We start from the raw sequence: 26,048 nt of genomic DNA, 5'->3' as shown, positions 1-26,048 counted from the left end.
ACTACCCTCGTCACGTGACCGAACCAGTCGACGTCCTCTGGACCGGGGAGCACGCTCCCGGCCACGCCCACCCCGGCGACGCGGGTGCCGATCTCGTCTCCACCGAGGCCTTCGTGCTGCAGCCGGGGGAGCGACACCTGGCCGCCACGGGCCTGCGCATCGCGCTGCCCGACGGGTACGCCGCGTTCGTGGTCCCACGGAGCGGCCTGGCGGCGAAGCACGGCATCACGATCGTGAACAGCCCCGGCACCGTCGACTCCGGCTACCGCGGGGAGATCAAGGTCGCCCTGCTCAACACCGACCAGACGGAACCGTACGAGGTACACGTCGGCGACCGCATCGCCCAGCTGATCGTGATGCCGGTGCCGCAGGTGACCTACACCCGGGTCGACGAGCTGCCGGACAGCGTCCGCGGACAGGGCGGGTTCGGCTCGTCGGGCTACGGTGACCGGAGCGACGCCGTGACCGGTGCCGCCGCAGACGCTCAGGAAGGAACGCGCGCATGAAGTTCGGCCGACGCAAGCGGGACGAGGTCGAGGTGGCGGACGCCGTCGCCGACGACATCGAGGTCGCGGACACGTCCCCCGAGGTCGACATCGCGACGGATGCCGACGCGGACCTCGACGAGGTCGACGCGGTCGCCCCGACGGACAAGTCCGCTCCGGAGGACCGGGCCGAGAACGGCCCCCACGACGAGACCGAGGCGAACCTGGTCCGCCCCTACGTCGACCTGGGCGGGGTGAAGGTGCTCCCGCGCGAGGGCCTGCACCTGCGCCTCGAGGTCGAGGAGGGCTCGCAGCGCGTCGTCGCGGTCGGGCTCGACTACGACGAGTCCACGCTGCAGGTCCAGCCGTTCGCGGCGCCCCGGTCCACCGGCCTGTGGCACGAGATCCGCGCGCAGATCGCCGAGCAGATCGAGCGCCAGGGCGGTGTCGTGACCGAGGTCGACGGCCCGTTCGGCCCCGAACTCCGCGCGTCGGTCCCGGTCGCCGTGGACGGCGACGGCGGCACCGCCGGCTCCCGCCCGGCCCGCTTCGTCGGCGTCGACGGCCCGCGCTGGTTCCTGCGCGGCGTGATCGCCGGCAAGGCCGCCGAGCAGCCCGAGGACGCGAGCGAGATCGAGGAGCTGTTCCGCAGCGTCGTCGTCGTGCGCGGCACGACGCCGATGCCGCCGCGCGACCTCATCCCGCTGCACATGCCCAAGTCGACGCAGACCGCGATCTGACCGACTGACGACCAACCCCGCCTGGAGGCACGGTGCCGGACCACGACGACACCCCACGACCCGAGACGGCTGGCTCCGACCCCGCTGCACCGGCGGCTGAGTCATCGGTGGCGCCGGCGGTTGAGCCCTCGGTGGCGCCGTCGTTCTCCGCGCAGTTCCGTGACGCCGTGCAGAACGCCGGGATCGCCCGCGTGGCACCCGGTGAGGCACCGTCCGGCCGGGCGCTCCTCGGCGCGGTCGGCGGGGTGCGTGGGCTCGCCGAGTCGGTGCTGCCCGGGTTCGCGTTCCTGGTCGTCTACGCGATCACGAAGGAGCTCGTGCCGAGCGTCGTGATCCCGGTGGCGGTCGGCCTGGTGTTCGTGGTGCTCCGGCTGCTGCAGCGGCAGTCGGTGACGATGTCGTTCGCGGGCATCCTCGGCGTCGCGGTCTCGGCCGGCCTGGCGCTCATCACCGGCCGAGCGGAGAGCAACTTCATCCCCGGGATCGTCATCAACGCGGTCTGGCTCGTCGGACTCCTGATCACGCTGGCGATCCGCTGGCCGCTCATCGGGCTCGTCGTCGGGTTCCTGCTGCCCGCGAACGAGGACGGCTCGCACGTCGACTGGCGCGCCGACCCGGTCAAGCGCCGCGTGCTGACGGTCGCCACCTGGATCTGGGTCGGGCTGTTCGCGGTCCGGCTCGCGGTGGAGGTCCCGCTGTACCTGACGGCGCAGGTCGAACTGCTCGCCGGGCTGAAGCTCATCCTCGGCGTGCCGCTGTACGCGGCGGTGCTCTGGGTGACCTGGCTGCTGGTCCGCACCGTGTTCGTCCGACGCGACGACGTCACCCCGGTGTAGAGTTCTCTCGACATCAAGATAGTTCTCGCAGGGCGCGCACGCGTCCTCGGGATTAGGTTTGCCTTGCTGGTGGGACGGTCCACGGCCCGCGAGGATGAGGGCAAACCGATCAGTAGGGAGGCGGCACGGTGGCTGCAGTCAATAGCTTCGGCTCGAAGGACACACTGTCGGTTGGGGGTGTCGACTACGCGATCCACCGGATCGACTCGGTTCCCGGGCACGAGAAGTTGCCCTACAGCCTGAAGGTGCTGCTCGAGAACCTCCTCCGCACCGAGGACGGCAAGAACGTCACCGAGGGACAGATCCGGGCGCTCGGCTCCTGGCGTCCCGACGCGGAGCCCGACACCGAGATCCAGTTCTCGCCGGCACGCGTCGTCATGCAGGACTTCACGGGTGTGCCGTGCATCGTCGACCTCGCCACCATGCGCGAGGCCATGGCGGACATCGGCGGCGACCCGAACAAGATCAACCCGCTGTCCCCGGCCGAGATGGTCATCGACCACTCCGTCATCGCCGACCTGTTCGGCAGCACGGACGCCCTGCAGCGCAACACGGACCTGGAGTACGAGCGGAACGGTGAGCGCTACCAGTTCCTCCGCTGGGGCCAGACCGCGTTCGAGGACTTCAAAGTCGTCCCGCCGGGCACCGGCATCGTCCACCAGGTGAACATCGAGTACCTGGCGAAGGTCACCTACACGCGTGACTTCGACGGCGAGACCTACGCCTACCCGGACACCCTGGTCGGCACCGACTCGCACACCACGATGGTGAACGGCCTCGGCGTGCTCGGCTGGGGCGTCGGCGGCATCGAGGCCGAGGCCGCGATGCTCGGCCAGCCCGTGTCGATGCTCATCCCGAAGGTCGTCGGCTTCAAGCTCTCCGGTGAGATCCCGGCCGGCGTGACCGCGACCGACGTGGTGCTCACCATCACGCAGGAGCTCCGCAAGCACGGCGTCGTCGGCAAGTTCGTCGAGTTCTACGGCGAGGGCGTCGGCGCCGTCCCGCTCGCCAACCGCGCCACCATCGGCAACATGTCGCCCGAGTTCGGTTCGACGGCGGCGATCTTCCCGGTCGACGACGTCACGCTGGACTACCTGCGGCTGACCGGTCGCGACGAGGCACAGATCGCGCTGGTCGAGGCGTACTCCAAGGCCCAGGGCCTGTGGCACGACGCCTCGGTCGAGCCGAACTACTCCGAGTACATGGAGCTCGACCTCTCCACGGTCGTGCCCTCCATCTCGGGCCCGAAGCGTCCGCAGGACCGCATCGAGCTGACGAACGCGAAGAGCCAGTTCGAGCTCGACCTGAACAACTACACGACGCCGTCCGAGCAGACCGACCTCGACGACGCGGTCGAGGAGACGTTCCCGGCCTCCGACCCGATCGCCGCCGGTTCCACCAACGAGGACACGGCGCTGCACGAGCACGTGCACGTGTCGAGCGCACCGTCGACCGCCTCGGCGCCGACGAAGGTCGCGATGGACGGGGCCGACCCGTTCACGATCGACCACGGTGCCGTCGCGATCGCTGCGATCACCTCGTGCACGAACACGTCGAACCCGTCGGTCATGATGGCCGCGGGTATCCTCGCCCGGAACGCCGCGAAGAAGGGCCTCACCGCGAAGCCCTGGGTGAAGACCACCCTCGCGCCCGGCTCGAAGGTCGTCACCGACTACTACGAGAAGGCCGGTCTCACCACCTACCTCGAGCAGCTCGGCTTCTACACGGTCGGCTACGGCTGCACCACCTGCATCGGCAACTCGGGCCCGCTGCCCGAGGAGATCTCGCAGGCCGTGCAGGACAACGACCTCGCCGTCACCGCGGTGCTCTCGGGCAACCGCAACTTCGAGGGCCGGATCAACCCCGACGTCAAGATGAACTACCTGGCGTCCCCGCCGCTGGTCATCGCCTACGCCCTCGCCGGGTCGATGCACTTCGACTTCGACAAGGACGCCCTCGGCACCGACCAGGACGGCAACGACGTCTACCTGACCGACATCTGGCCCGACGCGGCCGAGGTGCAGCAGGTCATCGACGAGTCGATCGACACCGAGATGTTCACCCACGAGTACGGCTCCGTGTTCGAGGGCGATGACCGCTGGAAGAACCTGCCGACCCCGACCGGCGACACCTTCGAGTGGGACCAGGAGTCGACCTACGTCCGGAAGCCCCCGTACTTCGAGGGCATGACGATGCAGCCCGACGCGGTGTCGGACATCTCCGGCGCCCGGGTGCTCGCGAAGCTCGGCGACTCGGTCACGACCGACCACATCTCGCCGGCCGGCTCGATCAAGGCCGACAGCCCCGCCGGCCAGTACCTCGCCGAGCACGGCGTCGACCGCAAGGACTTCAACTCCTACGGCTCGCGTCGCGGCAACCACGAGGTCATGATCCGCGGCACGTTCGCGAACATCCGTCTGCGCAACCAGCTGCTCGACGGCGTGGAGGGCGGCTACACCCGCGACTTCACGACGCCGGACGGTGCGCAGTCGTTCATCTACGACGCCTCGCAGCACTACCAGGAGCAGGGCATCCCGCTCGTCATCTTCGGCGGCAAGGAGTACGGCTCCGGCTCGTCCCGCGACTGGGCGGCCAAGGGCACGAACCTGCTCGGTGTCCGTGCGGTCATCACCGAGAGCTTCGAGCGGATCCACCGCTCGAACCTCATCGGCATGGGCGTCGTCCCGCTGCAGTTCCCGGCGGGCGAGACGGTCGAGACCCTCGGACTCGACGGCACCGAGGTCGTCTCGATCTCCGGGCTGACCGAGCTGAACGAGGGCCGCACCCCGAAGACGGTGCACGTCACCGCGACACCGAGCGAGCACTCGCCGGCCGGCAAGCAGCCGATCGAGTTCGACGCGGTGGTCCGCATCGACACCCCCGGCGAGGCCGACTACTACCGCAACGGCGGCATCCTGCAGTACGTGCTCCGCTCGCTCGTCTGACGCGACCCGGATACTGCCTGGAGGCGCGGTGCCAGCTGGCACCGCGCCTCCAGTCCGTTCTGTCCCCACGCGCATAGAGTGGGCCGACAGCCCCACGAAAGGAGCGCCCGTGAGCCTGCTCGCCAGCATCACGTCGCCGCGCGACCTGAAGCGTCTCTCCGACGCGCAGATGACCGACCTCGCCGCCGAGATCCGGCGCTTCCTGGTCGCCGAGGTCGCGAAGACCGGTGGGCACCTCGGGCCGAACCTGGGCGTCGTGGAGCTGACGCTCGCGATGCACCGCGTGTTCGACTCGCCCAACGACCCGTTCGTCTTCGACACCGGGCACCAGTCGTACGTGCACAAGCTCGTCACGGGGCGCCAGGACTTCTCCAAGCTGCGCGAACGCGGCGGCATCGCCGGCTACCCGCAGCGGAGCGAGTCCGAGCACGACATCGTCGAGTCCTCGCACGCGTCGTCGTCGCTGTCGTGGGCCGACGGCATCTCCCGCGCGTTCGGGCAGACCGGGCAGACCGACCGCACCGTCGTCGCGGTGGTGGGGGACGGCGCCCTCACCGGCGGGATGACGTGGGAGGCGCTCAACAACATCTCCGACGACAACGACCGGCGCCTGGTCATCGTCGTCAACGACAACGGCCGCTCCTACGCGCCGACGATCGGTGGCATGGCACGGTTCCTGAGCTCCGTGCGCACCCGCCGCGAGTACCGGGCCCTGTACGAGGGCACGCAGGCCGTGGCGGCGCGGTTCGGCGCTCCGGGTCGTGCGGTGTACCGGGGGATGCGCGGGGGCCTGCACGGCTTCCTGTCGCGGCTGACGAACAACGAGGCGCTGTACTCGAACCTCGACATCAAGTACATCGGCCCGGTGAACGGGCACGACCAGCAGGCGATGGAGGCAGCACTCCGGCAGGCGAAGGAGTACGGCGCTCCCGTGATCGTGCACGCGATCACCGAGAAGGGCCACGGCTTCGAGCCCGCGCTGCGCGACCAGGCCGACCAGTTCCACGCCGTCGGGCACATCGACCCGGAGACGGGGGAGTCGCTCGACGCCGCGTCGGGTCCGTCGTGGACCTCGGTGTTCGCGTCCTCCCTGGCCGATGCCGGCGCCTCGGATCCCCGGATCGTCGCCATCACGGCGGCGATGCTCCGGCCGACCGGACTGCACCTGTTCCAGGAGCAGCACCCCGACCGGGTCTACGACGTCGGCATCGCCGAGCAGCACGCCGTGACGACCGCCGCGGGCCTGGCCTACGGGGGACTCCACCCGGTCGTGGCGCTCTACGCGACGTTCCTGAACCGTGCGTTCGACCAGGTGCTGATGGACGTCGCCCTGCACAAGGCCGGCGTGACGTTCGTGCTCGACCGTGCCGGGATCACCGGCCCGGACGGCCCCTCGCACCACGGCATGTGGGACCTCGCGCTGCTGCAGGTCGTGCCGGGGATCCGGATCGCCGCGCCCCGCGATGCTGCGACCCTGCGCGAGGAGTTCCGTGAGGCGATCGCCGTCGACGACGCCCCCACCGTGCTGCGGTGGTCGAAGGGGCAGGTCGGACCGGACATCCCCGCGGTCCGTCGTCTCGCCGATGGTGTGGACGTCCTGCACGCCGCCGCGGACGACGTCGAGGACGTGCTCTTCGTCGCCGTCGGGTCGATGGTGCCGGTGGCACTCGAGGCCGCGGCGCTGCTCGAGGCGCAGGGCATCGGCGTCACCGTCGTTGACCCGCGCTGGGTGGTGCCGATCCCGGCGTCGCTGATCGAGCTGTCGCGGACGCACCGACTCGTGATCACCATCGAGGACGGCGTGCGGGTCGGCGGCGTCGGGACCCGCCTGCGGCAGGACCTGCGCGCTGCCGGGGTCGACACCGGGGTGAACGAGCTCGGGCTGCCCGACGCGTTCATCGACCACGCGACCCGGTCGCAGATCCTCGCCGACGCGGGGCTGACGGCGCAGGCCATCGCCCGCGACGTCATCGACCAGGTCGTCGGGACGAAGCTGCCGCAGGCGAAGCCCGCGCGCTCCCGCGAGTCGGCGGCGTCCGACCGCTGACGGCTCGGCCGCGGCCGGCTGACCGCTCGGAACCAGGTTCCGGACACGGCACCACGTTCCTCCGCGGTGCTGTGTCCGGAACCTGGTTCGGTGGGAGGCCGCCTTGCCGCCGTGCTGCCATGCCGCGAGGGGCATGTGCCACGGGGACGTCTGGCAGGATCGCCACATGCGACGGGGGCTCAGGACGATGACGGTGGGGCTCTGCCTCGCCGTGTTGGCGACGACGTCGGGGTGTTCGGCGATGAACGGCGGTTCGGTCGCGCCGGAGCTCGGTGCTGATGCCCGGGTCGGTGCCAGACAGACGATGCACCGCGTGATCGACTGGGATGGTGGGGAAGCGGTCCGCCGGGTCGATGCCACCTGGACCGACTCCTGCGGGCACGCGAGCAACTCCGGCTTCTTCCAGCCCGCTGCAGGAACCACGTGCCGGCTCGACGCCGGAGCGGTCTACACGATCGACGGTGCGACCACACCGGTCGACGCGGTGCGCATCGTCGGCCCAGCGCTTCGTGCGGGCGGCCTGACCGACGAGGACCTCGTGGCGCAGGCGATCCGGCCGGACGGATCGACACCGTCCTTGGTCGACATCGGTGGGCGTCAGTCGATCGCACTCGGCAGCGATGTCGGCCAGGACCGGTTCGCCGTCGTCCGGGTCCGGGGTTGGGACCAGTCACTCGGACTGTGGCAACCGGACGGATCGTCCGTCGTGCAGTCCGCGCCGGGACTCGGCGTCGACCGACGAGACGATGCCGTGCGGGCGAGCGGGGCGGACTACGTGCTCGTCGTGACGCACAGCGGTGCCTACTTCACGTCGTACGACAACGAGCCGCCCGATCCGCCGGCGCCCCGGCCGTCGGTGCCACCGTGCTTCAGCGGCAGCAACGACTGCGTGGTCGGCTGACAACCGGGCTGCTGTCGGAGACGGTGGCGCGCCTCGGCGCCGCACAACCAAAGTCACCCCGAACCACGGCGATCCGCGGTTCGGGGTGACTCTGGTTGTGCGGCGGTGCGGCCTTCGAGACCGAGTCGGCCCTAGCGGGAAGCGGGGCCGACGATCCGGGGCTCGTGGAACGTGCCGCCGAAGACTCGCTCGGACGCGCCGGAGCGGTCGAGGTACGGGCTGATCCCACCGGCCTGGAACGGGTAACCCGCACCGAGGATGAGCCCGAGGTCGATCTCCTCGACGTGCTCGACGACCCGGTCCTCGAGCATGCGGTGCAGCTCGTCGGCCAGGGCGTCCTCGAACCGGCGCTGCATCTCGGCGGCGTCGACGGGCTTCGCATCCTTCTTGGACGGCGCGACGAGCTTCACGGCTGCGGGGTCGTACCCGGTCGCGTTGCCCTTCTTGTCGCGGGTCAGGATCGTCCCGTGCTCGGCGATCTTCTTCAGGCCGTCGCCGGGGTAGAAGCGCTCCGGCCAGGCCGCGTGGTGCGAGTCGAGCACGTGCGCGCCGACCGGCAGCCCGACGAGCTCGAGCAGCTCGAACGGTGACATCGGCAGACCGAGGGGCGCGGCACCCTGGGCGACGGTGTCGAACGAGGTGCCCTCTTCCACGCCGCGCATCGCCTCGCCGAGCACCCGAGCGAGCACCCGGTTGACGACGAAGCCCGGCTGGTCCGCGGTGATGATCGCGGTCTTCTTCAGGGTCTTCGCGACGGCGAGGGCCGTGACGAGGGCCTCGTCCGAGGTCTTCGCGGCACGCACCACTTCGAGCAGCGGCATGACCGCGACCGGGTTGAAGAAGTGGAAGCCGACGAGCCGCTCCGGGTTGGTGAGGACCGACGCCATCTCGTCGACGGAGAGCGACGACGTGTTCGTGGCGAGGATGGCGTCCGGTGCGATGACCTGCTCGATCTTCCGGAGGACCTCCTGCTTGACGGTCATCTCCTCGAAGACGGCCTCGATCACCCAGTCGGCGTCGGCGAAGGCGTCGTAGGACACCGAGCCGCTGACGAGTGCGGTGATGCGGTTCGCGTCGTCGGGAGAGATCCGGCCCTTGTCGAGCAGCTTCGCGACCTCGCCGCGGATCCGCTCGACACCGGCGTCCACACGGGACTGGTCGACGTCGGTGATGACGACGGGGACGCCCAGGCGTCGGGCGAACAGCAGCGCGAACTGCGACGCCATCAGCCCGGCGCCGAGGACACCGACCTTCGTGATCTTCTTCGCTTCAATGCCCTCGGGAGCGCCGACGGGCTTCTTCGCACGCTTCTGCACGAGGTCGAAGGCGTACATCGACGCGGCGAACTGGTCGCCCGAGATGAGGTCGGCGAGGGCCTCGTCCTCGTCGGCGAAGCGCTCGTCGAGCGAACCCGACTTGGCGGCGGCGACGAGGTCGAGCGCCCGGAACGGCGACTTCGGCACGGTGCCGATCTTCGAGGCGACCTGCCCGCGGGCGACCTTGACGACGGTGCCCCAGGCGGCCTTCTCGAGCATGCCCGGCTCGTTCTTCCGCACAACCTTGGTGGTTCCGGTGATGACGCCGTCCGCCCAGGCCACCGCCGAGGGCAGGAACGTGACGGACGGGACGAGCACGTCACCGATGCCGATCTCGACCGCGGCCGGACCGTCCATCAGGCGGTTGTTCTTGAGCGGGTTCTCGACGATGACGCGGAGCGCGCGCTCCGGGCCGATCAGACGGGGGAGCAGCGTCGCGCCGCCCCAGCCGGGGATGATGCCGAGGAACACCTCGGGCAGGCCGATGCCCTGCGCCGCGGACGAGAACGCCCGGTAGGTGCAGTGCAGGGCGATCTCGAGCCCACCGCCGAGCGCCAGGGTGTTCACGAACGCGAACGACGGCACCCCGAGGTCGGCGAACTTCCTGAGCGTGGCGTGCCCGAGTGCGGCCAGGTCGTGGGCGGCCTCACGCGACGGGACCGCGGCTGCCTGGGACAGGTCGGCCCCGGCGGCGAAGCAGTACTCCTTGCCGGTGATCGCGACGCCCTGGATCGTGCCGGCGGCGGCCTCGGTCTTCAGGGTGTCGAGCACGCCGGACAGCTCACGGAGCGTGCGGGGCCCGAGGGTGTTCGGCCGCTTGTAGTCCTTGCCGTTGTCGAGCGTGATGAGTGCCAGCGTGCCACCCGAGGGCATCGTGACGTGCTTGACGAACGAGTGCGTGACGACCTCGTCCTCGCTGAGTTCGGCCAGTCGGTCGTTGTCGACGATGGTCATGGTCACGCCCCCTTCCGAGCCGAACGCTCGGCCGACTTGCTGTGGTTCGGGTTCTCCCAGATGACGGTGCCGCCCTGGCCGAGCCCGATGCACATCGTGGTGATGCCGTACTTGACGTCCGGTCGCTCGGCGAACTGTGCGGCGAGCTGGTTCATCAGCCGGACACCACTCGACGCGAGCGGGTGGCCGACGGCGATCGCGCCGCCCCAGGCGTTCACGTTCGGGGAGTCCTGGGCGATGCCGTAGTTGTCGAGGAACGCGAGCACCTGGACGGCGAACGCCTCGTTGATCTCGAACAGGCCGATGTCGTCGATCGACAGGCCGGCCTTCGACAGGGCCTTGTCGGTCGCGGGGACCGGGCCGACGCCCATGACCTCGGGCTCGACGCCGGCGAAGGCGAACGAGACCATGCGCATCTTCGTCGACAGTCCGTGCTGCTTCGCACCGTCCTCGGACGCGAGCAGGCTCATGGTCGCACCGTCGTTGAGACCGGCGGCGTTGCCGGCGGTGACCCGTCCGTGGGGCCGGAACGGCGTCTTCAACGCGGCCAGCGCCTCCAGGGTGGTCCCCGGCCGCGGCGGCTCGTCGGTGCTGACGACGTCCCAGCCGTCGCCCTTGTTGACCTCGACCGGGATGACGTCCGGCTGGAGCTTGCCGTTCGCCCAGGCGGCGGCGTAGCGCTGCTGGGACTGGACGGCGTAGGCGTCCGTGCGGTCCTTCGTGATCGCGGGGAAGCGGTCGTGCAGGCGCTCGGCGGTCGCGCCCATGACGAGGGCGTCGCTCGAGACCATGCGCTCCGCGACGAAGCGCGGGTTGGGGTCGGCGTTGAAGCCCATCGGGTGCCGACCCATGTGCTCGACACCACCGGCGATCGCGATGTCGGCGGCGCCGAAGGCGATGGCGCCGGCGAGCGTCGTGACGCTCGTCATGGCACCGGCACACATGCGGTCGATCGCGTAGCCGGGAACCGACTTCGGCAGACCAGCGAGCATGCCCACGGTGCGGCCGAGCGTCAGCCCCTGGTCACCCTGCTGCGTGGTGGCCGCGACGGCGACGTCGTCCACTGCTGCGGTGTCGAAGGCGTTCCGGTCGAGCAGTCCGCGCATCGCGTGCACCGCGAGGTCGTCGGACCGGGTCTTCCAGAACACCCCCTTCTCGCCGGCTCGTCCGAACGGTGTGCGAACGCCGTCCACGAACACGACGTCTGATGCCTTTGGCAATCCGGGCCTCCCAGATCCTCATCGATCGGGCCGGAACGCAGGTCGCTCCGGCCTGGCCGGGCCTCGCCCGGCGACCCTCCCGACGCTATGCCCCCAGCCTGGGCGGCCGCATGCCGGTTGGGCAGTTCCTACGACTCGTCGTCGTCCGTCGCCGCGGGCCGCTGTGCAGCAGCGACAAAGGCCGACGCGATGATCGACGCGAGTTCCTCGACCTGCCACGGGCGGGCGTCGTGCTCGGCGAGGGCGGCGCCGACCAGCTCGGTCGACACGGGCGACGGCGGGGCCCACGACACGAGCCGGAGTGTCTCCGGCGTGAGCAGGTTCTCGAGCGGGATGTCGAGTTCCTCGGCACGCTTCGTCACCGCGGCGCGCGCGGCCTTGTACCGGCGGTCGGCGGCCGGGTTGCGGTCCGCCCAGGCGCGGGGCGGGGGCAGCGTCGCCTCGCCGGCACCGCGCAGACGGGGGAGGTCCTCGGTGGTGCGGCCTTCCTCGACGGCGGCCCACCAGCGGTCGAGCTCGGAACGGCTGGCGCGGCCCGTGAACGTCTTCAGCGCACCGAGTTCGGCGCGGGACTCGGGTGCCGCGGCCGCGGCGGCCACGATGGCGGCGTCGGGGATGGTGCGCCCGGGGGCGATGTCCGCCTGGCGGGCGTACTCGTCGCGGGCGAGCCAGAGCGACCGCGCGATCGCCAGTGCTCGCGCACCACGGAGCGCGTGCATGCCGGACAGCCGACGCCAGGGCTCGGCACGGGCGGGCTTCGGCGCACGGTGCAGGACCGCGTCGAACTCCTCCTGCGCGATCCGGGTCTTGCCCGCCTCGTCGAGCTTCTCGGCGAGGGCGTCGCGGAGGTCGGGCAGCAGCTCGACGTCGAGCGACGCGTAGACGAGCCACGACTGCGGCAGGGGACGGGTCGACCAGTCGGCGGCCGAGTGCGCCTTGGCCAGGGTGATGCCGAGCAGCTGCTCGACGACGGCGCCGAGGCCGACGCGGGGGAACCCCGCGATGCGGGCACCGAGCTCGGTGTCGAAGATGCGCGTCGGGACGAGGCCGACCTCCTGCAGGCACGGCAGGTCCTGCGAGGCGGCGTGGAACAGCCACTCCTCGTCGACGATGGCGGCCTGCAGCTCCGAGAAGTCACCGATCGGGATCGGGTCGAACAGGAACGCTCCGGCACCGCGGCGGAACACTTGGATCAGGTACGCGCGCTGCGAGTAGCGGTACCCGCTGGCGCGCTCGGCGTCGACTGCGACGGGGCCGCGGCCGGCGGCGATGGCGGCGACCGCCTCGAGGTAGTCCTCGCGGGTGTCGATGACCTTGACGGCGTCGTGCGATGCCTCGAAGGCGGGGCCGGCGGCGGCAGCAGTCGGGCCGACGGCGGCGGCCGGAGCAGTCGAACCGGCAGCCGTGGCTGCGGGCGCAGCCGGGCCGGTCGATCCAGCGGCGTCCTGGGGAGCGGGGTCGGTCACTTGGCGAGCCTCCTCGGGGCCAGCAGGGTCACGCCGTCCGATGCGGGCGGCAGACCGGCGAGCATGGCGACGATGTCCTGCCAGGCCCGGACGTGTGCGGTGAGGTCGTCGCCGCGTGGTGTCCACGACGCGCGGAGTTCCAACTGGGCGCCGTCGCCCTGTGCGGCGAGGTCACCGTACCCGCGCGAGATGATCTTGGTGGCCGTGCCCGAGGCGTGGTCGTACGTCGCACCGTGCGACTCGAGCGCGTCGACGAGCCAGCTCCAGGTGACGTCGGCGACGAACTCGTCGACGCCGATCTCCGGCTCGAGCGGCGCCTGGGCGAACGAGACGACACGGAACGCACCGCCCCAGCCCTCGGGTTCTTCCGGGTCGTACAGGGCGATGAACCGGCCGGTGCCCAGGTCCGACTCGACGCCGTGCGCGGTGCCGGACACGTCCGCCGCCAGGGCGATCGAGAACGGTGCGATCCGGGTCGGCGAGGGGATCTCGGTGACGGTGGTCTCGGCACGGCCGCTGCCGCCGGACACGAACGCGCGGAGCCGCGCGAAGGCGTCGGGCTCTCGGGTTTCGGACACACATGCAGACTAGGCTCCGGGCCATGTCCCGATCCGCGCGACCCGCCGAGGACGTCGTCCAGGAGACCGCTCGATCGGCCGGGTTCATCGCACTCGGCGCCGGTCTGGCAGCTGCCGCGGTGGGGACGGCCGTCATCGGTGGCTTCGTCGCCGCCGTCGCCCGCGCCGTCGTCACCCCCGACCGCAAGCGCAACGAACGCGTCCCGATCCACGCCGTCGACCCAGTCCGGAAGACCGTCACGATCGAGCGCACCGCCGACACCGAGCTGCAGGGCCGCTACTCGCTCTGGTTCGGCGGCGGCACCGGCCACATGCGGGTCGGCGAGGTCCTCGGCACGACCGACACCACCGTCACGCGCCGCATCATCGCGATCGACGCCGGCGACCCGACCGCCGCACGTCGCGGTCGCTGGGGCGGCTGGTTCTACCTGACCCCCGGCGAGCTCGACGTGCCCGTCGAGGACGTCGACATCCCCACCCCGAACGGGCCCGCCCCCGCCTGGGTCGTCCGCGCCGACGACCCGAACGCGCCGTGGGCCGTCCTGGTGCACGGCCGTGGCGTCACGCGCGCCGAGACGATCCGCGCCGTCCCGGTCTTCCGCGCCGCCGGCTACTCGGTGGTCCTCGCCTCGTGGCGGAACGACGGCGTCGCCCCGCCGAGCGTCGACGGCCGCTACGGCCTCGGCAGCACCGAGTGGGAGGACGTCGATTCCGTCCTCCGCTGGCTCACCGCGCAGGACGCCCAGAGCGTCGTGCTCATGGGCTGGTCGATGGGCGGCGCGGTCGTGCTGCAGACCCTGCTCCGCTCGCGCTTCGCTGGCCTGGTCGACGGGGTGGTGCTCGAGTCCCCGGTGGTCGACTGGCACGCGGTGCTGAAGTCGCAGAGCCAGCTCCTGCGCCTGCCGCGTCCGGTCCGCAAGGTCGCGCAGCGCCTGCTCCGGACGCCGGTGCTGCACCGGCTCGCCGGGCTCCGGGCTCCTGTGGACCTGCGCGAGCTCGACATGGTCACGCGCTCCGACGAGCTCACGGTGCCGATCCTGCTGCTGCACAGCGACGACGACGGCTTCGTGCCGTCCTCGGCCTCGCACGACCTGGCCCGCGCACGGCCCGACCTGGTGCGGCTCGAGATCCAGACCACGGCCCGGCACACCAAGCTCTGGAACCACGACGCCGACTGGTTCGACGCCCGGATCCTCGCGTGGCTGACCGAGGTGGTCCAGCGGCGCGGGGCGGCCAGCGCGCGGTAGCCGTTCCGTCGCTTCGTGAGCAGAAATGGTCGAGTCACCGTCGCGCTTGCGACCATTTCTGCTCACCAAGCGAGTGGTGCGGCAACGTCCGTCACGGGAGCAGGGAGTCATTGCGCTCGGGGGCGACGACCACGCTGCGTCCGGACGGGTCGGTGACGGTGCAGGCAGATTCGAGCTGGACGTCGGGACCGTCGGTGAAGCGCAGATCGAGCCGGAAGTCGACGCCGATGAAGTCGAGCGTGTTCCGGGGGTGGACGGAGGAGCGGGCCGGATCGTTCCTGTGGTTCGTCGCCATCGTCGGTTCCCCCCTCATGGTGCTGACGACCCAGCCTGGCACGGCCAGCGACTGCGATGCCGGAAAGCGGATGCATCGACGGACAGGAGGCGCGGTGCCAGCGGGCACCGCGCCTCCCGTCCGTCAGTGGGTCGCGTCTACGCGACCGCCGCCTGCACCTGACGCTGCACGCGGCCGAGCATGCCCACCATGCCGCGGATCCGCAGTGGGCTGACTGCCTCGGACAGGCCGATGGTCAGCGGGTAGTCCGTCGGGACGGCGAGCACCTGCTCGACGGTCAGGCCGGACAGTCCCTGTGCCAGGATCGAGGCGAAGCCGCGGGTGGTCGGTGCCTCGCGCGGGGCGGTGGCGTGCATCCGGACCACGTCCGGGGCGTCGCCGTCCTCGCCCACCGTGACGGTGATGAAGACGGGGGACTGGCACTCCTCGACGCGTTCGAGCTCGTCCTCGTGCCCCTGCAGGCGTTCGGGCAGTGCGGGCAGCTCGTTCGAGAACTCGAGCAGGAGCTGCAGGCGGTCCTTCTGGCCCAGGGCGAGGAAGTCGTCGCGGATCTCGGCGAGGGTGGCGGGGAGTGGTGCGTCGGTGCTGTCGTTCATCGGTTCGGAACAGTACCCGGCTCGGATCCCTGCACGATGGGGACGCGGACGGCGCTGCCCCACTCAGTCCACGAGCCGTCGTAGTTGCGGACGTTGTCGTAGCCGAGCAGGTGCTGCAGGACGAACCAGGTGTGGCTCGAGCGCTCACCGATGCGGCAGTAGGCGATGACCTCGTCGGCGTCACCGATGCCGGCGCCGTCGCGGTAGACGGCGTCGAGCTCGTCGCGTGACTTGAAGGTGCCGTCGGGGGCGGCGGCCGTCGCCCAGGGGATGTTCACGGCGGTGGGGACGTGGCCGCCGCGCAGCGCGCCCTCTTCCGGGTAGTCGGGCGCGGTCGTGCGCTCCCCGCTGTACTCCGGGGCGCTGCGGACGTCGATGAGCGGCTTGCCGAGGTGCGCGAGGACGTCGTCCTTGAAGGCGCGGACGGGCTCGTCGTGGCGCTCGACGACGGGGTAGTCGACGGGCGTGACGGGGGTCTCGTCGGTGGTCAGGGCGCGGTCCTCGGCGATCCACTTGCCGCGACCGCCGTCGAGCAGGCGGACGTCCTCGTGGCCGAACAGGGTGAACACCCAGAGGGCGTACGCCGCCCACCAGTTGTTCTTGTCGCCGTAGATCACGACCGTGGTGTCGCGGCCGATGCCCTTGCCGCCGAGGAGCTCGGCGAAGGCGGCGCCGTCGATGTAGTCGCGCTGCACCGGGTCGTTGAGGTCGGTGTGCCAGTCGATCTTCACGGCGCCCGGGATGTGGCCCGTCTCGTAGAGCAGGACGTCCTCGTCGGACTCGACGACCACCAGGTCGGGCGCGCCGGCCCCGGCGTCGAGTTGCTCCTGCAGCCACTCGGTGGAGACGAGGCGCTCCGGGTGCGCGTAGGCGGCGAACTTCTCGGACGGGTCGACCGGTGCGGTCATCGGGGGTACCTCCAGGGGTGCGGGGGAGCGTGGTGCGGGGCGAGCCTGGTGCGGGGCGGGCTTGGTGCCCGGGTGCGTGCTGCCGGCGCCGGACTAGGATCGGGCGTCGGTGCCTGTGGGCAACGGTACGCGGACGTACCGTGCTCCTGACGCAACGTGACACCCCACGACATGCTTCCCGGAAGGGTTCCCCGATTGCCCGCTCACCTCGTCGACCGTGATCCCCAGGTGACGCCGCAGCAGATGGCTGCGGCGCTCGTGCCCCCGCCGCAGTTCACGGACGCGTCGTTCGACTCGTACCGGCCGGACCCGGACTACGACTCGCAGGCCTCGGTCCGCGATGCCGTCGCCGCGTTCGTGGCCGCCGGTCCCACCGAGGCCCCACGGCGCGGGCTGTTCGGGCGTCGGAAGCAGGCGGCGGAACCCGCGGCGAAGTCCGGTGTGTACCTGGACGGCGGCTTCGGTGTCGGCAAGACCCACCTGCTCGCAGCCGCCTACCACGCGGCCACCGGCCGGAAGACGTTCGGCACGTTCATCGAGTACACCGCGCTCGTGGGCGCCCTGGGGTTCCAGGGCACGGTCGACCTGCTCCGCGGCACGGCACTGGTGTGCATCGACGAGTTCGAGCTCGACGACCCGGGCGACACGATGGTGATGACCCGGCTCATCAAGGAACTGACCGAGACCGGCACCCGCTTCGCCGCGACGTCGAACACGCCCCCGGGAGCCCTGGGCGAGGGACGCTTCGCCGCGCAGGACTTCCTGCGCGAGATCCAGGCGATGTCGGACCGGTTCGACACCATGCGCATCGACGGCCTCGACTACCGCCGACGTGCCGTGGACGAGTCGGCGCAGGTGGTCTCCGACGTGCCAGCCGCGCTGCCGTCGGGCACCGTGACGCTCGACGACTTCGGCGCGGTGGTGGCGCACCTGGGTTCCGTGCACCCGTCGAAGTACGTCGCGCTGGTCGAGGACCTCGACGCCGTCGGGCTCACCGACGTCCGGGCGTTCACCGACCAGACCGACGCGCTGCGCTGGGTCGCCCTGGTGGACCGGCTGTACGACGCGCAGGTGCGCATCGTCGCGTCGGGCACCCCGCTCGACCAGGTGTACCCCGACGTGATGCTCGAGGGCGGGTACCGCAAGAAGTACCTGCGCGCGGCCTCCCGCGTGGTGGCGCTCACCCGCGCCTGAGCGTCGCTCGCCGTCAGACCGATCTGTCCACGGCGGTCTCCTGCCCCTCGCGCAGGGGACATCGGGCCGCTGGAAACACGACGTTTACAAACGGCGCGGTCGCGTTACATCCGCGAAACAGTTCGTGCTCCCTCGTGAAACCTCGCCTCGCCAGACTCTGTGACACCCGAGGCGGTCCAAGAGCCGCTCGTGCAATCGAGAGGTGAGCAGATGCTTGATCAGGGCAACACGACGTTCGTGTTGGTGATGGCTGCGCTGGTGTTGTTCATGACACCCGGCCTGGCCTTCTTCTACGGCGGCTTGGTGAAGGCCAAGTCCGTCATCTCCATGATGATGATGTCGTTCGGTGCGATCGCGCTCGTGAGCGTGCTCTGGGTGGTCTACGGCTACGCGATCGCCTTCGCCAACCACGGCGACGGCACGGCGGTCTCCGGTGTGGTCGGGTTCTTCAGCATCGACTGGAACCAGATCGGCCTCGGCCAGGCCTTCGAGGAAGCGCAGTCCTCGAACATCCAGGCGGCGTACCCGTCGATGGCCTTCGTCGGGTTCCAGGCGACGTTCGCGATCATCACCGTCGCGCTCATCTCCGGCGCCATCGCCGACCGCGCCAAGTTCGGCGCGTGGATGGTCTTCGCCGGCGTCTGGGTCACGGTCGTCTACTTCCCGGTCGCCTCGTGGGTCTTCAACCTGACCTCGGGCTGGGCCGCCACGTGGGGCGTCATCGACTTCGCCGGTGGCACCGCGGTGCACATCAACGCCGGTGCAGCGGGTCTCGCCCTGGCGATCGTGCTCGGCAAGCGCGTCGGCTTCGCCAAGGGCGCGCACAAGCCGCACAACCCGCCCTTCGTCCTGCTCGGTGCCGCCATCCTGTGGTTCGGCTGGTTCGGCTTCAACGCCGGCTCCGAGGGTGCTGCTGACGGCATCGCCGCGATCGCCTGGGTGAACACCCTCGCCGCCCCGGCCGCCGCCATCCTCGGCTGGCTGCTCATCGAGAAGCTCAAGGACGGCAAGGCGACCTCTGTCGGAGCCGCATCGGGTGCCGTCACCGGCCTCGTCGCGATCACCCCGGCCTGTGCCGCGCTGACCCCGGGCTGGGGCATCCTGCTCGGCTTCCTCGCCGGCATCGTCTGCTGCTTCGCCATCGACTGGAAGTACCGTCTCGGCTTCGACGACTCGCTCGACGTGGTCGGCGTCCACCTGGTCGGCGGCATCTTCGGCACGCTGTTCCTCGGCTTCTTCGCCAACGACACCGGCCTGATCTACTCGGGCTCGTTCGAGCAGCTCGGCAAGCAGGCCGCAGCGGCCCTCGCCGTCGGCGTCTACTCGTTCGTGCTCGCCCTGGTCATCGGGTTCGCCATCGAGAAGACGATGGGCTTCCGCGTCAAGACCGAGGACGAGGTCGCCGGCATCGACACCGCGGTCCACGGCGAAGAGGGCTACGTCCTCTACGAGCAGACCGACGACAGCCCGGTCAGCGTCCGCTAGACACGCTCCACCACCGCACGACGACGGGCCCCGCGCACACAGCAGCGCGGGGCCCGTCGTCGTTGCGTTGGTCGCGTTCTCGACGTGACCACCGCCGGGAGGCGCGGTGCGGGTCCGGCCCGCACCGCGCCTCCAGGCAGATGGTCGCGTCAGCGATCCGTTGGTTCCGGTGGTTCCGCCGGTTCCGCCGGTTCCGTCACCAGGCGTAGTCCTCCGGCGAGGTCTCGTGCCCCGGGAAGATCTCGTCGAGACGATCCAGCGCACGCTGGTCGAGGCGGATGCCGACGGCGCGGACCGCGGACTCCCACTGCTCCATCGTGCGGGGGCCGGTGATCGGCGCCGTGACGCCGGGCTGGTGCAGCAGCCAGGCGAGGGCCAGCTCGCCGGGCGTGTGGCCGAGCTCCTTCGCGAACGACTCGTACGACTGCAGCTGGTCGCGGTGCGCGTCGACGTACTCGGCGCTGCGGCCGGACAGACGGCGGGAGCCGTTCTCGGTCTTCTCGATGACGCCGCCGAGCAGACCGCCCTGCAGCGGCGACCAGGGGATCACGCCGAGGCCGTACGCGCGGGCGGCCGGCAGGACCTCGCGCTCGACGTCGCGGACCACGAGGTTGTAGATCGACTGCTCGCTGACCAGGCCGAAGGTGTTCCGGCGCTTCGCGGCCTCCTGCGCCTGGGCGATGTGCCAGCCGGCGAAGTTCGACGAGCCGACGTACAGGACCTTGCCCTGCTGCACGGCGACGTCGATCGCCTGCCAGATCTCGTCCCACGGCGTCGCACGGTCGACGTGGTGGAACTGGTACAGGTCGATGTGGTCGGTCTGCAGCCGCTGCAGGCTCGCGTCGAGCGACTGCCGGATGTTCAGGGCGCTGAGCTTGCCGCCGTTCGGCCAGTCGGTCATCTCGCCGTAGACCTTCGTGGCGAGGACCGTCTTCTCGCGGCGACCGCCACCCTTGGCGAACCACCGTCCGATGATCTCCTCGGTGGCACCCTTGCCCACCGAGCCGCCGTAGCCGTTGGCGGTGTCGAAGAAGTTGACGCCGAGCTCGTGGGCCCGGTCCATGATCGCGTGCGAGTCGTCCTCGCTGGTCTCCGGACCGAAGTTCATCGTGCCGAGCACGGCGCGGGAGACGGACAGACCGGTGCGACCGAGGTGTGTGTAGTCCATGAGACGGGTCTACTCGTGACGCGCTGGGGGCGCCAGGCCCTGGGAGTACCGGTTGGTGCTTGGTGCTCGTTGTGCTGGTCGGAGTAGTCAGGGTGGACCACTCGAGAGGAGCAGCCATGCCAGCCAAGGACGAGATCCCGAGCACCCTGCAGCGGTCCCCGGAGCACGCGCAGGAGATCTTCGAGAAGACACTGGACTCGGCGAACGAGACGTACGGCCCGGGTGAGCGGGCGCACCGCACGGCGTTCGCCGCCGTGAAGCACGAGTACGAGAAGGTCGGCGACCACTGGGAGGAGAAGGAGTCCTCCGGGCCGTCCGACTCCGGTGCCGTCGGTTCGCGTGGTGCTGGCTCGGGCTCATCCGGGAAGACCGAGGGCGGTGTCGACGCGAACGCCTCGAAGGCGCACCTCATGGACGTCGCGAAGCGGCTCGACGTCAGCGGCCGCTCGAAGATGACGAAGGACGAGCTGGTCGAGGCGATCGGCAAGGCGAACGACCGCGCGACCGCTGCCGCGCGGAAGTGACCGTCGCGCGTGCCGTGCATGCCCCGCTCGGCATGCGGCGGCGGGGTGAGGGGGTAACGTGCCGACGATGAACATCCCAGCACTCCGCGGCAGCCGGATCCTCGGGTTCGGGCACCACCAGCCCGAACGTGTCCTGACCAACGACGAGCTGTCGACGATGGTCGACACGAACGACGAGTGGATCCGCACCCGCACCGGGATCCAGACGCGTCGGATCGCCGGGCCCGACGACACCGTGACGTCGATGGCGATCGAGGCCGGACGCCGTGCCCTCGCCGACGCCGGGGTGTCACCCTCGGCCGTCGGACTCGTCATCGTCGCCTCCACCACCCACCAGGACCGCGCGCCGTACACGGCAGGTCGGGTCGCCGCCGCACTCGGCATGACGAACGGTCCGGCGCCGATCGACATCAACACCGCGTGCAGCGGGTTCGAGTACGCGCTCGGGCTCGCCGACCAGTCCATCCGCACCGGTTCGGCCGACGTCGCGCTCGTCATCGGGTCCGAGGTGCTGTCCGGGATCGCCGACTGGACCGACCGGTCGACGTGCGTGCTCGTCGGTGACGGGGCCGGTGCCGCCGTGCTCGGAGTCGCCGAGACGCCCGAGATCGGCCCGGTGTCGTGGGGGAGCGTGCCGCACCTGCTCGACGCCGTGCGTGTCGAAGGGTCGCCGGGGCGCTTCAACCAGGAAGGTCGCTCGATCTACCGGTGGGCCATCACCGAGGCCGAGGGGCACGCCCGCAAGGTCGTCGAGGCCGCCGGACTCACGATGGACGACATCGAGGTGTTCGCGTTCCACCAGGCGAACCTGCGGATCATCGAGCCGCTCGTCACCGCGCTCGGTGGGGAGTCGAAGTTCGTCATCCGTGACGTCGTCGAGTCCGGGAACACCTCGGCCGCCAGTGTGCCGCTCGGCCTGTCGAAGGCGTGGGAGCGTGGCGACCTTCCGGAGGGGGTGCCGGCCCTGCTGTTCGGGTTCGGTGGCGGGTTCGCCCACGCCGGGCAGGTCGTGACGACGCCGGTGCGGTCCTTCTAGGACACGGGGTTCGACACAGACACACGAACGGCCCGGGCAGCGTGCCCGGGCCGTTCTGCGTCAGCGCTTCGGACGCTGGTTCAGCGCTTCGCGCAGGGGTTCATCGCTTCGTGCCGTGGTCGTCGTTGCCCGGCTCGGTCCAGAGGTCCTGGTCCTTGCCCGCGCCGCGCTTCCACGGCAGGGCGCGGCGGGTCTTCTCCGCCGCGGGGGTCACGGTCAGCACGATCGGGAACTGCGCCGGCGGCATACCGAAACCCGTCCGCGACGCCTGGATCACCTTGCGACCGAGCGCGTGGTTGCCGAGGCCACCGACGGCTGCACCGATACCGAACGGCAGCGCCCGACCGAGCACCGACCCGCCCTGCCGGATGGCGAAGCGCTTGATGAACTGGTCTCGGACCTGTCCGCCGATGCCGTTCACCATCTGCTTCGGGAGTGACGAGGTCACCATCTCGCCCCAGAACGCGGTCCGGACCTGGCCACCGGCGATCTGACCACCGAGTTGCTTGATCAGCTGCGTCCCCGGGGCGCCGAGGATCATCGCCATCACCAGGGTGCGGGCACGCTCCGGGTCGTCCAGCGCGATCCCGTGCACCTCGGTCACCGACTGGGCGAACAGCGCCGTGGTCTCGAGGAACCCGATCGTCTCTGCACCGCTCAGTCCGAGCGCGGCCACCATCCCGACACCCGGGATCACAGCGCTCGCACCGACTGCGGCACCACCGGTCGTCACGGCAGTGAGGTACTGCCGCTCGAGGATCTGGATGACCTCGGCGGGCGTGGCATCGGGCTTGCGGCGGCGGATCGCCTTGACGTGCGCCACGACCGCCGGCCGCTGCACGCTGATGGCACGGTCGAGCAACTTGACCCATCCGGCCGGCTGCTGTGGTTGCGGGGTTCTGGAGTCGTCTGACGTGGGGGAGACCTGGGCGTTCGGCAGGGGCACGATCGCCTGGTCCTTCGGGGAGCGGGCCATGCGCTCACCGTACGCCGGGCATGTGGGAGGCTCGCTGGATGGACAGCGACCGGACAGCGCAAGCCCTCGACATCGCTCGCCGCGCGGCCGGGTTCCTGACCGTCCACGAGGTCACCGCACTCGCACCGGACGTCCGCGTGCTCGACCCCGGGTCCGTCCTGATCGGGGCGGGTGTTTCCGTCCGGCCCGGCGCCGTGCTGCACCCGTCCACGACCCTGGAGACCCGTGACGGAGGCGTGATCTCCGTCGCTTCCGGAGCACGACTCGGACCAGGGCCGGTGACCATCGTCGCGTCTGCGGCGACCGTGCACATCGGGGCGGGCGCCGAACTCGGCCCGGGCCCCGTGACCATCGTCGCGGACGGGTCCGACGTCGTGATCGGTGGTCGGGCTCGCCTGACGGCTGGGTGTCTCGTCGAGGGGCCGGCGCGGATCGGTGTGGGCGCGCAGGTGCTCGGTCCGGTGTCCGTTCGTGACGTCGAGCTCGAGGACGGCGGCGACCACCGCGAACCCGACCCGGACCACCGCGGCGGCGTGGTCAAGGGCACCGGGCCGGTCCGTGGGGTGCGCGTGGGGCTCGGCGAGGTCGTGGTCGGCGGGGTGATGCACGGCGGTGGAACGCCCGGTCGGCCGAGGATCGAGCGTCAGCGCCTGCACCACCCGGATGCGCCACGCCGCCCGCGTTGACCGTCCGGCACGCACCCTCAGCACGGGACACCCGCACGCCGGAGGGCGGCCCGCACCCGGTCGGGCTGCATCAGGTCGGCCCACGAGAGCCGCACGACCGCCCGGACCTCGGGGAACGACCGGATGAAGTCCTCTCGCCGCTTCTCGCGCCAGTGCGCGTCCGCGGTGGAACGCCCGTCGAGGAGCGCCGGGTCCTCGTACTTCGCGCGGCCGTCGACCTCGACCACGACGCCCTGGTCGGGGAACCAGAAGTCCACGACCGCCGTGGCCGATCCGGCCCGGGCGAACACGTGCTGCTGCACCGGCTCGGGCACACCGAGCTCTCGGAACCGCACCCGGCACACCGACTCCGCGGGCGAACCCGACAGCGCCGACCCCATCCCCACCGCGATCCCCGCCTTGGTCCGAGCGAAGGCCAGCGATGCGTGTTCTGCGTCCAGCGCCTCACGGTCGGCGAGCCGACGGGAGAGCACGGCATCGACGACGGGGAGTGCTTCGAGCAAGGAGCGTGTCGCAGCGACGTCGATGGCGGTCCTCGCGGCCGTCGTCGTGGGGGTCGCCTGCTGATCGACGAGGACTGCGGGTGGCCGCTCCTGTGCACCGTGCCGGACGAACCACGCCGTGACACGAGTGTGCGTCGTGGTCGGATCGGAGAGGTGCACCTTCGGCGGTGCCGCTGCGACCAACGGCAGACCGAGGACGGCGCAGGCAGACTGGTGTGAGACGACGTCCGTGTCACGGATCCGGTGCGCCGAGGCCCGGACGAGCACGTGGTGCTGCTCGCCGGGGTGCAGCCCGTCGAGGGCACCCGGGTGGACGAGGACGCCCGGACGGAGGCGTTCGAAGCGTCCGCGGCGAACGTCGCGTTCGAGGGCACGGCGTTCGGCGGAGGTCGCGCCCGATGTGCGGATCAGTTCGACGTCGTTCGCTCTGGACATGACACCAGGCTCGCCGAACGCGGAGATCCAGCACGCTCCGGACGCCGATCTGTGGAGACTCTGGCGGTGGCGACGCCCTGTGGAGGACTGACCGCCTGCAGTGCGTGTGCATGTTCCGACGATCCACGCGTCGAACGACTCGTGTGTTGTCGCCTGATGTGCGCGCAACTACTGCGTGTGCATGTTCCGACGATCCACGCCGTGAACGACTGGTGGAATGTCGCAGAACGGGTGCGAAGCAGCTGCCCCCGCCACCACCTACACCCGCGCGAGCTCCGCCCGCAGCGGCAGGTCCTGCTCCTCGAGGATGACCTGCGCGCCCACGGCCGTCCGGGCGTTCACGACGATCGGCGCGAGCAGGTTGACCGTGGTGCCGGACGCACCGGGGTTCGCGACCACGAGCAGCATCGCGTCGGCGGGGTCGGTCAGCCCGAGCCCGGCGGCCTGCTCGTCGGTGAGCTCCGGCGCGTACGACGGCAGGTGCACCGCGGCGTCGAGCAGGAACAGCCGTGCGTCGTCGCCGACGAGCGTGAACAGCCCCTCGGCGCCGTCGACCGGCGACAGCTCGAAGGCCGCTGCGGGGGCGAGCCCGAACGGCGGGACGGCGAAGGTCAGGGAGATGCTCATCGGAGGTAGTCCATCAGGGTCGGCTGCAGGACCTTCGCGGTGACGGCGAGGGCTGCCTGGTAGTTGGTCTGCTGCACCTGCAGGTCGAGGACGGCCTTCGCGAGGTCGACGTCCTCGATGTCGGCGCGACGGCTCTCGAGCGAGACGGTCGCCGACTTCAGCGAGTCCTGCGCCGTGAGCGCGGCGGCGTGCCGGATCCCGACGTCGGCCTGGGCGCCGCGGACGGTCCCGAGTGCGCCGTCCACGTCGTTGATCCGAGCGTTCACGTTCACCCCGTTCTGCAGGTCGTTGACGATGGAGTCGATCACCGCGAACACCGAGTCGTCGCCGGAGCCGAAGACCGCGGTGCCGGCGGTGTCGACGCGCACGGTCGTGCCGTCACCGATCCGCCGGGACACGTCGGTGCCCGATGTGGCCCAGCCCGTTGCCGGGTCGTAGGCAGCGGCGGCGGTCGACGATCCCGCGAACACCGAGCGGGTGCCGTAGGTGGTGTTGGCACGCGCCTCGAGGTCCGCCTTCAGCGACCGGAACTGCGTGACGAAGGCGTCGCGGTTCGTGTCGCTCATGGTGCCGGAGTTCGCGGCCTGCACGGTGAGGTCGCGGACGTTGTTGAGCACCGAGTAGACGCTCGACAGCGCACTGTCGGTGGTCGCGAGCCAGGCCGCGGCGTCGTTCGCGTTCCGCGAGTACTGCGCTGCAGCGGCCTGCTCCTTGCGCACCTGCATCGACGACGCGGTGCCGACCGGGTCGTCCGAGGGCTTCTGGATCGCACGCAGCGTCGTGGCCTGGTCGGTGAGCTCGGCGACCCGCGCGGCACCGGCCTGCAGCCGGGCCGACGCGGCCGCCATCGACATCTGGGTGGTCACACGGGTGATCACGA

General features: G+C 70.7%; 24 protein-coding genes. 12 read left to right on the top strand and 12 right to left on the bottom strand.

Features of this window, described 5'->3' with window-relative positions:
* Positions 1-14: 14 nt before the first annotated feature.
* The 6 genes from dut to QRN49_RS12190 all read left to right on the top strand — a co-directional run bounded on the left by dut (position 15) and on the right by QRN49_RS12190 (position 7,954).
* Positions 15-506 (top strand): dUTP diphosphatase, encoded by a 492-nt coding sequence (gene dut / locus QRN49_RS12215; RefSeq protein WP_284756111.1) that lies wholly within the window; start codon positions 15-17, stop codon positions 504-506.
* Positions 503-1,225, top strand: a complete 723-nt coding sequence (locus QRN49_RS12210) for a DUF3710 domain-containing protein (protein ID WP_228513662.1) — start codon at positions 503-505, stop codon at positions 1,223-1,225. The genes dut and QRN49_RS12210 overlap by 4 nt, the downstream gene beginning before the upstream one ends.
* Before the next feature lie 131 nt (positions 1,226-1,356).
* Positions 1,357-2,061, top strand: coding sequence for a DUF3159 domain-containing protein (locus tag QRN49_RS12205; RefSeq protein ID WP_259492456.1), 705 nt, complete (start codon positions 1,357-1,359; stop codon positions 2,059-2,061).
* A gap of 128 nt (positions 2,062-2,189) precedes the next feature.
* On the top strand, positions 2,190-5,006 hold the full coding sequence (acnA, locus tag QRN49_RS12200) for an aconitate hydratase AcnA (RefSeq protein WP_194654413.1): 2,817 nt from the start codon (positions 2,190-2,192) through the stop codon (positions 5,004-5,006).
* Between the two features lie 109 nt (positions 5,007-5,115).
* A complete protein-coding gene (dxs, locus tag QRN49_RS12195) occupies positions 5,116-7,053 on the top strand; it encodes a 1-deoxy-D-xylulose-5-phosphate synthase (RefSeq protein WP_259476294.1) in 1,938 nt (645 codons plus the stop codon).
* A gap of 166 nt (positions 7,054-7,219) precedes the next feature.
* Entirely contained in the window at positions 7,220-7,954 is a 735-nt protein-coding gene (locus tag QRN49_RS12190) for a hypothetical protein (protein WP_284756105.1), read from the top strand.
* Positions 7,955-8,085: 131 nt separating this feature from the next.
* On the opposite strand, the gene QRN49_RS12185 is transcribed toward QRN49_RS12190, so the two are convergent.
* From QRN49_RS12185 to QRN49_RS12170, 4 genes are all read right to left on the bottom strand, one after another.
* Positions 8,086-10,224 carry a 3-hydroxyacyl-CoA dehydrogenase NAD-binding domain-containing protein gene (locus QRN49_RS12185; RefSeq protein ID WP_284756103.1) on the bottom strand — a complete coding sequence of 713 codons (2,139 nt, stop codon included), beginning with the start codon at positions 10,222-10,224 and terminating at the stop codon, positions 8,086-8,088.
* A 2-nt stretch (positions 10,225-10,226) separates the two neighbouring features.
* Positions 10,227-11,444: a thiolase family protein gene (locus QRN49_RS12180; RefSeq protein WP_027465475.1), complete on the bottom strand. Its 1,218-nt coding sequence runs from the start codon at positions 11,442-11,444 to the stop codon at positions 10,227-10,229.
* A gap of 128 nt (positions 11,445-11,572) precedes the next feature.
* Positions 11,573-12,910: an HRDC domain-containing protein gene (locus QRN49_RS12175; RefSeq protein ID WP_284756099.1), complete on the bottom strand. Its 1,338-nt coding sequence runs from the start codon at positions 12,908-12,910 to the stop codon at positions 11,573-11,575.
* Positions 12,907-13,488 carry a DUF3000 domain-containing protein gene (locus QRN49_RS12170; protein WP_017886108.1) on the bottom strand — a complete coding sequence of 194 codons (582 nt, stop codon included), beginning with the start codon at positions 13,486-13,488 and terminating at the stop codon, positions 12,907-12,909. Before QRN49_RS12170 ends, QRN49_RS12175 begins: the two co-directional genes overlap by 4 nt.
* 23 nt (positions 13,489-13,511) lie before the next feature.
* Between QRN49_RS12170 and QRN49_RS12165 the strand changes: the two genes are divergently transcribed.
* Complete coding sequence (locus tag QRN49_RS12165) at positions 13,512-14,735, top strand: alpha/beta fold hydrolase (protein ID WP_284756096.1); 1,224 nt, start codon at positions 13,512-13,514, stop codon at positions 14,733-14,735.
* A 91-nt stretch (positions 14,736-14,826) separates the two neighbouring features.
* Here QRN49_RS12165 and QRN49_RS12160 read toward each other — a convergent pair whose 3' ends face one another.
* The 3 genes from QRN49_RS12160 to QRN49_RS12150 form a co-directional block, all read right to left on the bottom strand.
* Positions 14,827-15,030, bottom strand: a complete 204-nt coding sequence (locus QRN49_RS12160; protein ID WP_284756094.1) for a hypothetical protein — start codon at positions 15,028-15,030, stop codon at positions 14,827-14,829.
* Between the two features lie 137 nt (positions 15,031-15,167).
* Positions 15,168-15,626, bottom strand: coding sequence for a SufE family protein (locus QRN49_RS12155; protein ID WP_111090872.1), 459 nt, complete (start codon positions 15,624-15,626; stop codon positions 15,168-15,170).
* On the bottom strand, positions 15,623-16,534 hold the full coding sequence (locus QRN49_RS12150) for a sulfurtransferase (protein ID WP_194622038.1): 912 nt from the start codon (positions 16,532-16,534) through the stop codon (positions 15,623-15,625). Before QRN49_RS12150 ends, QRN49_RS12155 begins: the two co-directional genes overlap by 4 nt.
* A 171-nt stretch (positions 16,535-16,705) precedes the next feature.
* On the opposite strand from QRN49_RS12150, the gene zapE reads away from it, so the two are divergent.
* Together zapE and QRN49_RS12140 are read left to right on the top strand one after the other, a co-directional pair.
* Positions 16,706-17,728, top strand: a complete 1,023-nt coding sequence (gene zapE / locus QRN49_RS12145; protein ID WP_110863843.1) for a cell division protein ZapE — start codon at positions 16,706-16,708, stop codon at positions 17,726-17,728.
* A gap of 210 nt (positions 17,729-17,938) precedes the next feature.
* Entirely contained in the window at positions 17,939-19,213 is a 1,275-nt protein-coding gene (locus QRN49_RS12140) for an ammonium transporter (RefSeq protein WP_110859596.1), read from the top strand.
* A 196-nt stretch (positions 19,214-19,409) separates the two neighbouring features.
* On the opposite strand, the gene QRN49_RS12135 is transcribed toward QRN49_RS12140, so the two are convergent.
* Positions 19,410-20,381, bottom strand: a complete 972-nt coding sequence (locus QRN49_RS12135; RefSeq protein ID WP_138803252.1) for an aldo/keto reductase — start codon at positions 20,379-20,381, stop codon at positions 19,410-19,412.
* Between the two features lie 116 nt (positions 20,382-20,497).
* Between QRN49_RS12135 and QRN49_RS12130 the strand changes: the two genes are divergently transcribed.
* Positions 20,498-20,905: a ChaB family protein gene (locus QRN49_RS12130; protein WP_209082551.1), complete on the top strand. Its 408-nt coding sequence runs from the start codon at positions 20,498-20,500 to the stop codon at positions 20,903-20,905.
* Between the two features lie 67 nt (positions 20,906-20,972).
* On the top strand, positions 20,973-21,941 hold the full coding sequence (locus tag QRN49_RS12125; RefSeq protein WP_111022822.1) for a beta-ketoacyl-ACP synthase III: 969 nt from the start codon (positions 20,973-20,975) through the stop codon (positions 21,939-21,941).
* A gap of 100 nt (positions 21,942-22,041) precedes the next feature.
* Here QRN49_RS12125 and QRN49_RS12120 read toward each other — a convergent pair whose 3' ends face one another.
* Complete coding sequence (locus tag QRN49_RS12120) at positions 22,042-22,917, bottom strand: hypothetical protein (protein ID WP_152427158.1); 876 nt, start codon at positions 22,915-22,917, stop codon at positions 22,042-22,044.
* Positions 22,918-22,955: 38 nt separating this feature from the next.
* Between QRN49_RS12120 and QRN49_RS12115 the strand changes: the two genes are divergently transcribed.
* Positions 22,956-23,603: a hypothetical protein gene (locus QRN49_RS12115; RefSeq protein ID WP_284756087.1), complete on the top strand. Its 648-nt coding sequence runs from the start codon at positions 22,956-22,958 to the stop codon at positions 23,601-23,603.
* Between the two features lie 17 nt (positions 23,604-23,620).
* Here QRN49_RS12115 and QRN49_RS12110 read toward each other — a convergent pair whose 3' ends face one another.
* The 3 genes from QRN49_RS12110 to flgL all read right to left on the bottom strand — a co-directional run bounded on the left by QRN49_RS12110 (position 23,621) and on the right by flgL (position 26,046).
* Positions 23,621-24,541: a hypothetical protein gene (locus tag QRN49_RS12110; protein ID WP_284756086.1), complete on the bottom strand. Its 921-nt coding sequence runs from the start codon at positions 24,539-24,541 to the stop codon at positions 23,621-23,623.
* A gap of 258 nt (positions 24,542-24,799) precedes the next feature.
* A complete protein-coding gene (fliW, locus tag QRN49_RS12105; RefSeq protein ID WP_027465503.1) occupies positions 24,800-25,168 on the bottom strand; it encodes a flagellar assembly protein FliW in 369 nt (122 codons plus the stop codon).
* Complete coding sequence (gene flgL, locus QRN49_RS12100) at positions 25,165-26,046, bottom strand: flagellar hook-associated protein FlgL (protein WP_209050985.1); 882 nt, start codon at positions 26,044-26,046, stop codon at positions 25,165-25,167. Before flgL ends, fliW begins: the two co-directional genes overlap by 4 nt.
* Between the last annotated feature and the right edge of the window lie 2 nt (positions 26,047-26,048).

It is taken from the genome of Curtobacterium sp. ME-Dv--P-122a, assembly GCF_030209645.1.
Taxonomy (GTDB): Bacteria; Actinomycetota; Actinomycetes; order Actinomycetales; family Microbacteriaceae; genus Curtobacterium; species Curtobacterium flaccumfaciens.
This window is presented reverse-complemented; position numbering and strand designations above follow the sequence as displayed.

What these genes read in the sequence shown, in the direction of transcription:
- QRN49_RS12210 (WP_228513662.1), top strand. Translation starts at nt 503, where the DNA reads ATGAAGTTCGGCCGACGCAAGCGGGACGAGGTCGAGGTGGCGGACGCC.
- QRN49_RS12190 (WP_284756105.1), top strand. Translation starts at nt 7,220, where the DNA reads ATGCGACGGGGGCTCAGGACGATGACGGTGGGGCTCTGCCTCGCCGTG.
- QRN49_RS12185 (WP_284756103.1), bottom strand. Translation starts at nt 10,224, where the DNA reads ATGACCATCGTCGACAACGACCGACTGGCCGAACTCAGCGAGGACGAG.
- QRN49_RS12165 (WP_284756096.1), top strand. Translation starts at nt 13,512, where the DNA reads ATGTCCCGATCCGCGCGACCCGCCGAGGACGTCGTCCAGGAGACCGCT.
- QRN49_RS12160 (WP_284756094.1), bottom strand. Translation starts at nt 15,030, where the DNA reads ATGGCGACGAACCACAGGAACGATCCGGCCCGCTCCTCCGTCCACCCC.
- QRN49_RS12155 (WP_111090872.1), bottom strand. Translation starts at nt 15,626, where the DNA reads ATGAACGACAGCACCGACGCACCACTCCCCGCCACCCTCGCCGAGATC.
- QRN49_RS12150 (WP_194622038.1), bottom strand. Translation starts at nt 16,534, where the DNA reads ATGACCGCACCGGTCGACCCGTCCGAGAAGTTCGCCGCCTACGCGCAC.
- zapE (WP_110863843.1), top strand. Translation starts at nt 16,706, where the DNA reads ATGCTTCCCGGAAGGGTTCCCCGATTGCCCGCTCACCTCGTCGACCGT.
- QRN49_RS12140 (WP_110859596.1), top strand. Translation starts at nt 17,939, where the DNA reads ATGCTTGATCAGGGCAACACGACGTTCGTGTTGGTGATGGCTGCGCTG.
- QRN49_RS12135 (WP_138803252.1), bottom strand. Translation starts at nt 20,381, where the DNA reads ATGGACTACACACACCTCGGTCGCACCGGTCTGTCCGTCTCCCGCGCC.
- QRN49_RS12130 (WP_209082551.1), top strand. Translation starts at nt 20,498, where the DNA reads ATGCCAGCCAAGGACGAGATCCCGAGCACCCTGCAGCGGTCCCCGGAG.
- QRN49_RS12125 (WP_111022822.1), top strand. Translation starts at nt 20,973, where the DNA reads ATGAACATCCCAGCACTCCGCGGCAGCCGGATCCTCGGGTTCGGGCAC.
- QRN49_RS12120 (WP_152427158.1), bottom strand. Translation starts at nt 22,917, where the DNA reads ATGGCCCGCTCCCCGAAGGACCAGGCGATCGTGCCCCTGCCGAACGCC.
- QRN49_RS12115 (WP_284756087.1), top strand. Translation starts at nt 22,956, where the DNA reads ATGGACAGCGACCGGACAGCGCAAGCCCTCGACATCGCTCGCCGCGCG.
- QRN49_RS12110 (WP_284756086.1), bottom strand. Translation starts at nt 24,541, where the DNA reads ATGTCCAGAGCGAACGACGTCGAACTGATCCGCACATCGGGCGCGACC.
- fliW (WP_027465503.1), bottom strand. Translation starts at nt 25,168, where the DNA reads ATGAGCATCTCCCTGACCTTCGCCGTCCCGCCGTTCGGGCTCGCCCCC.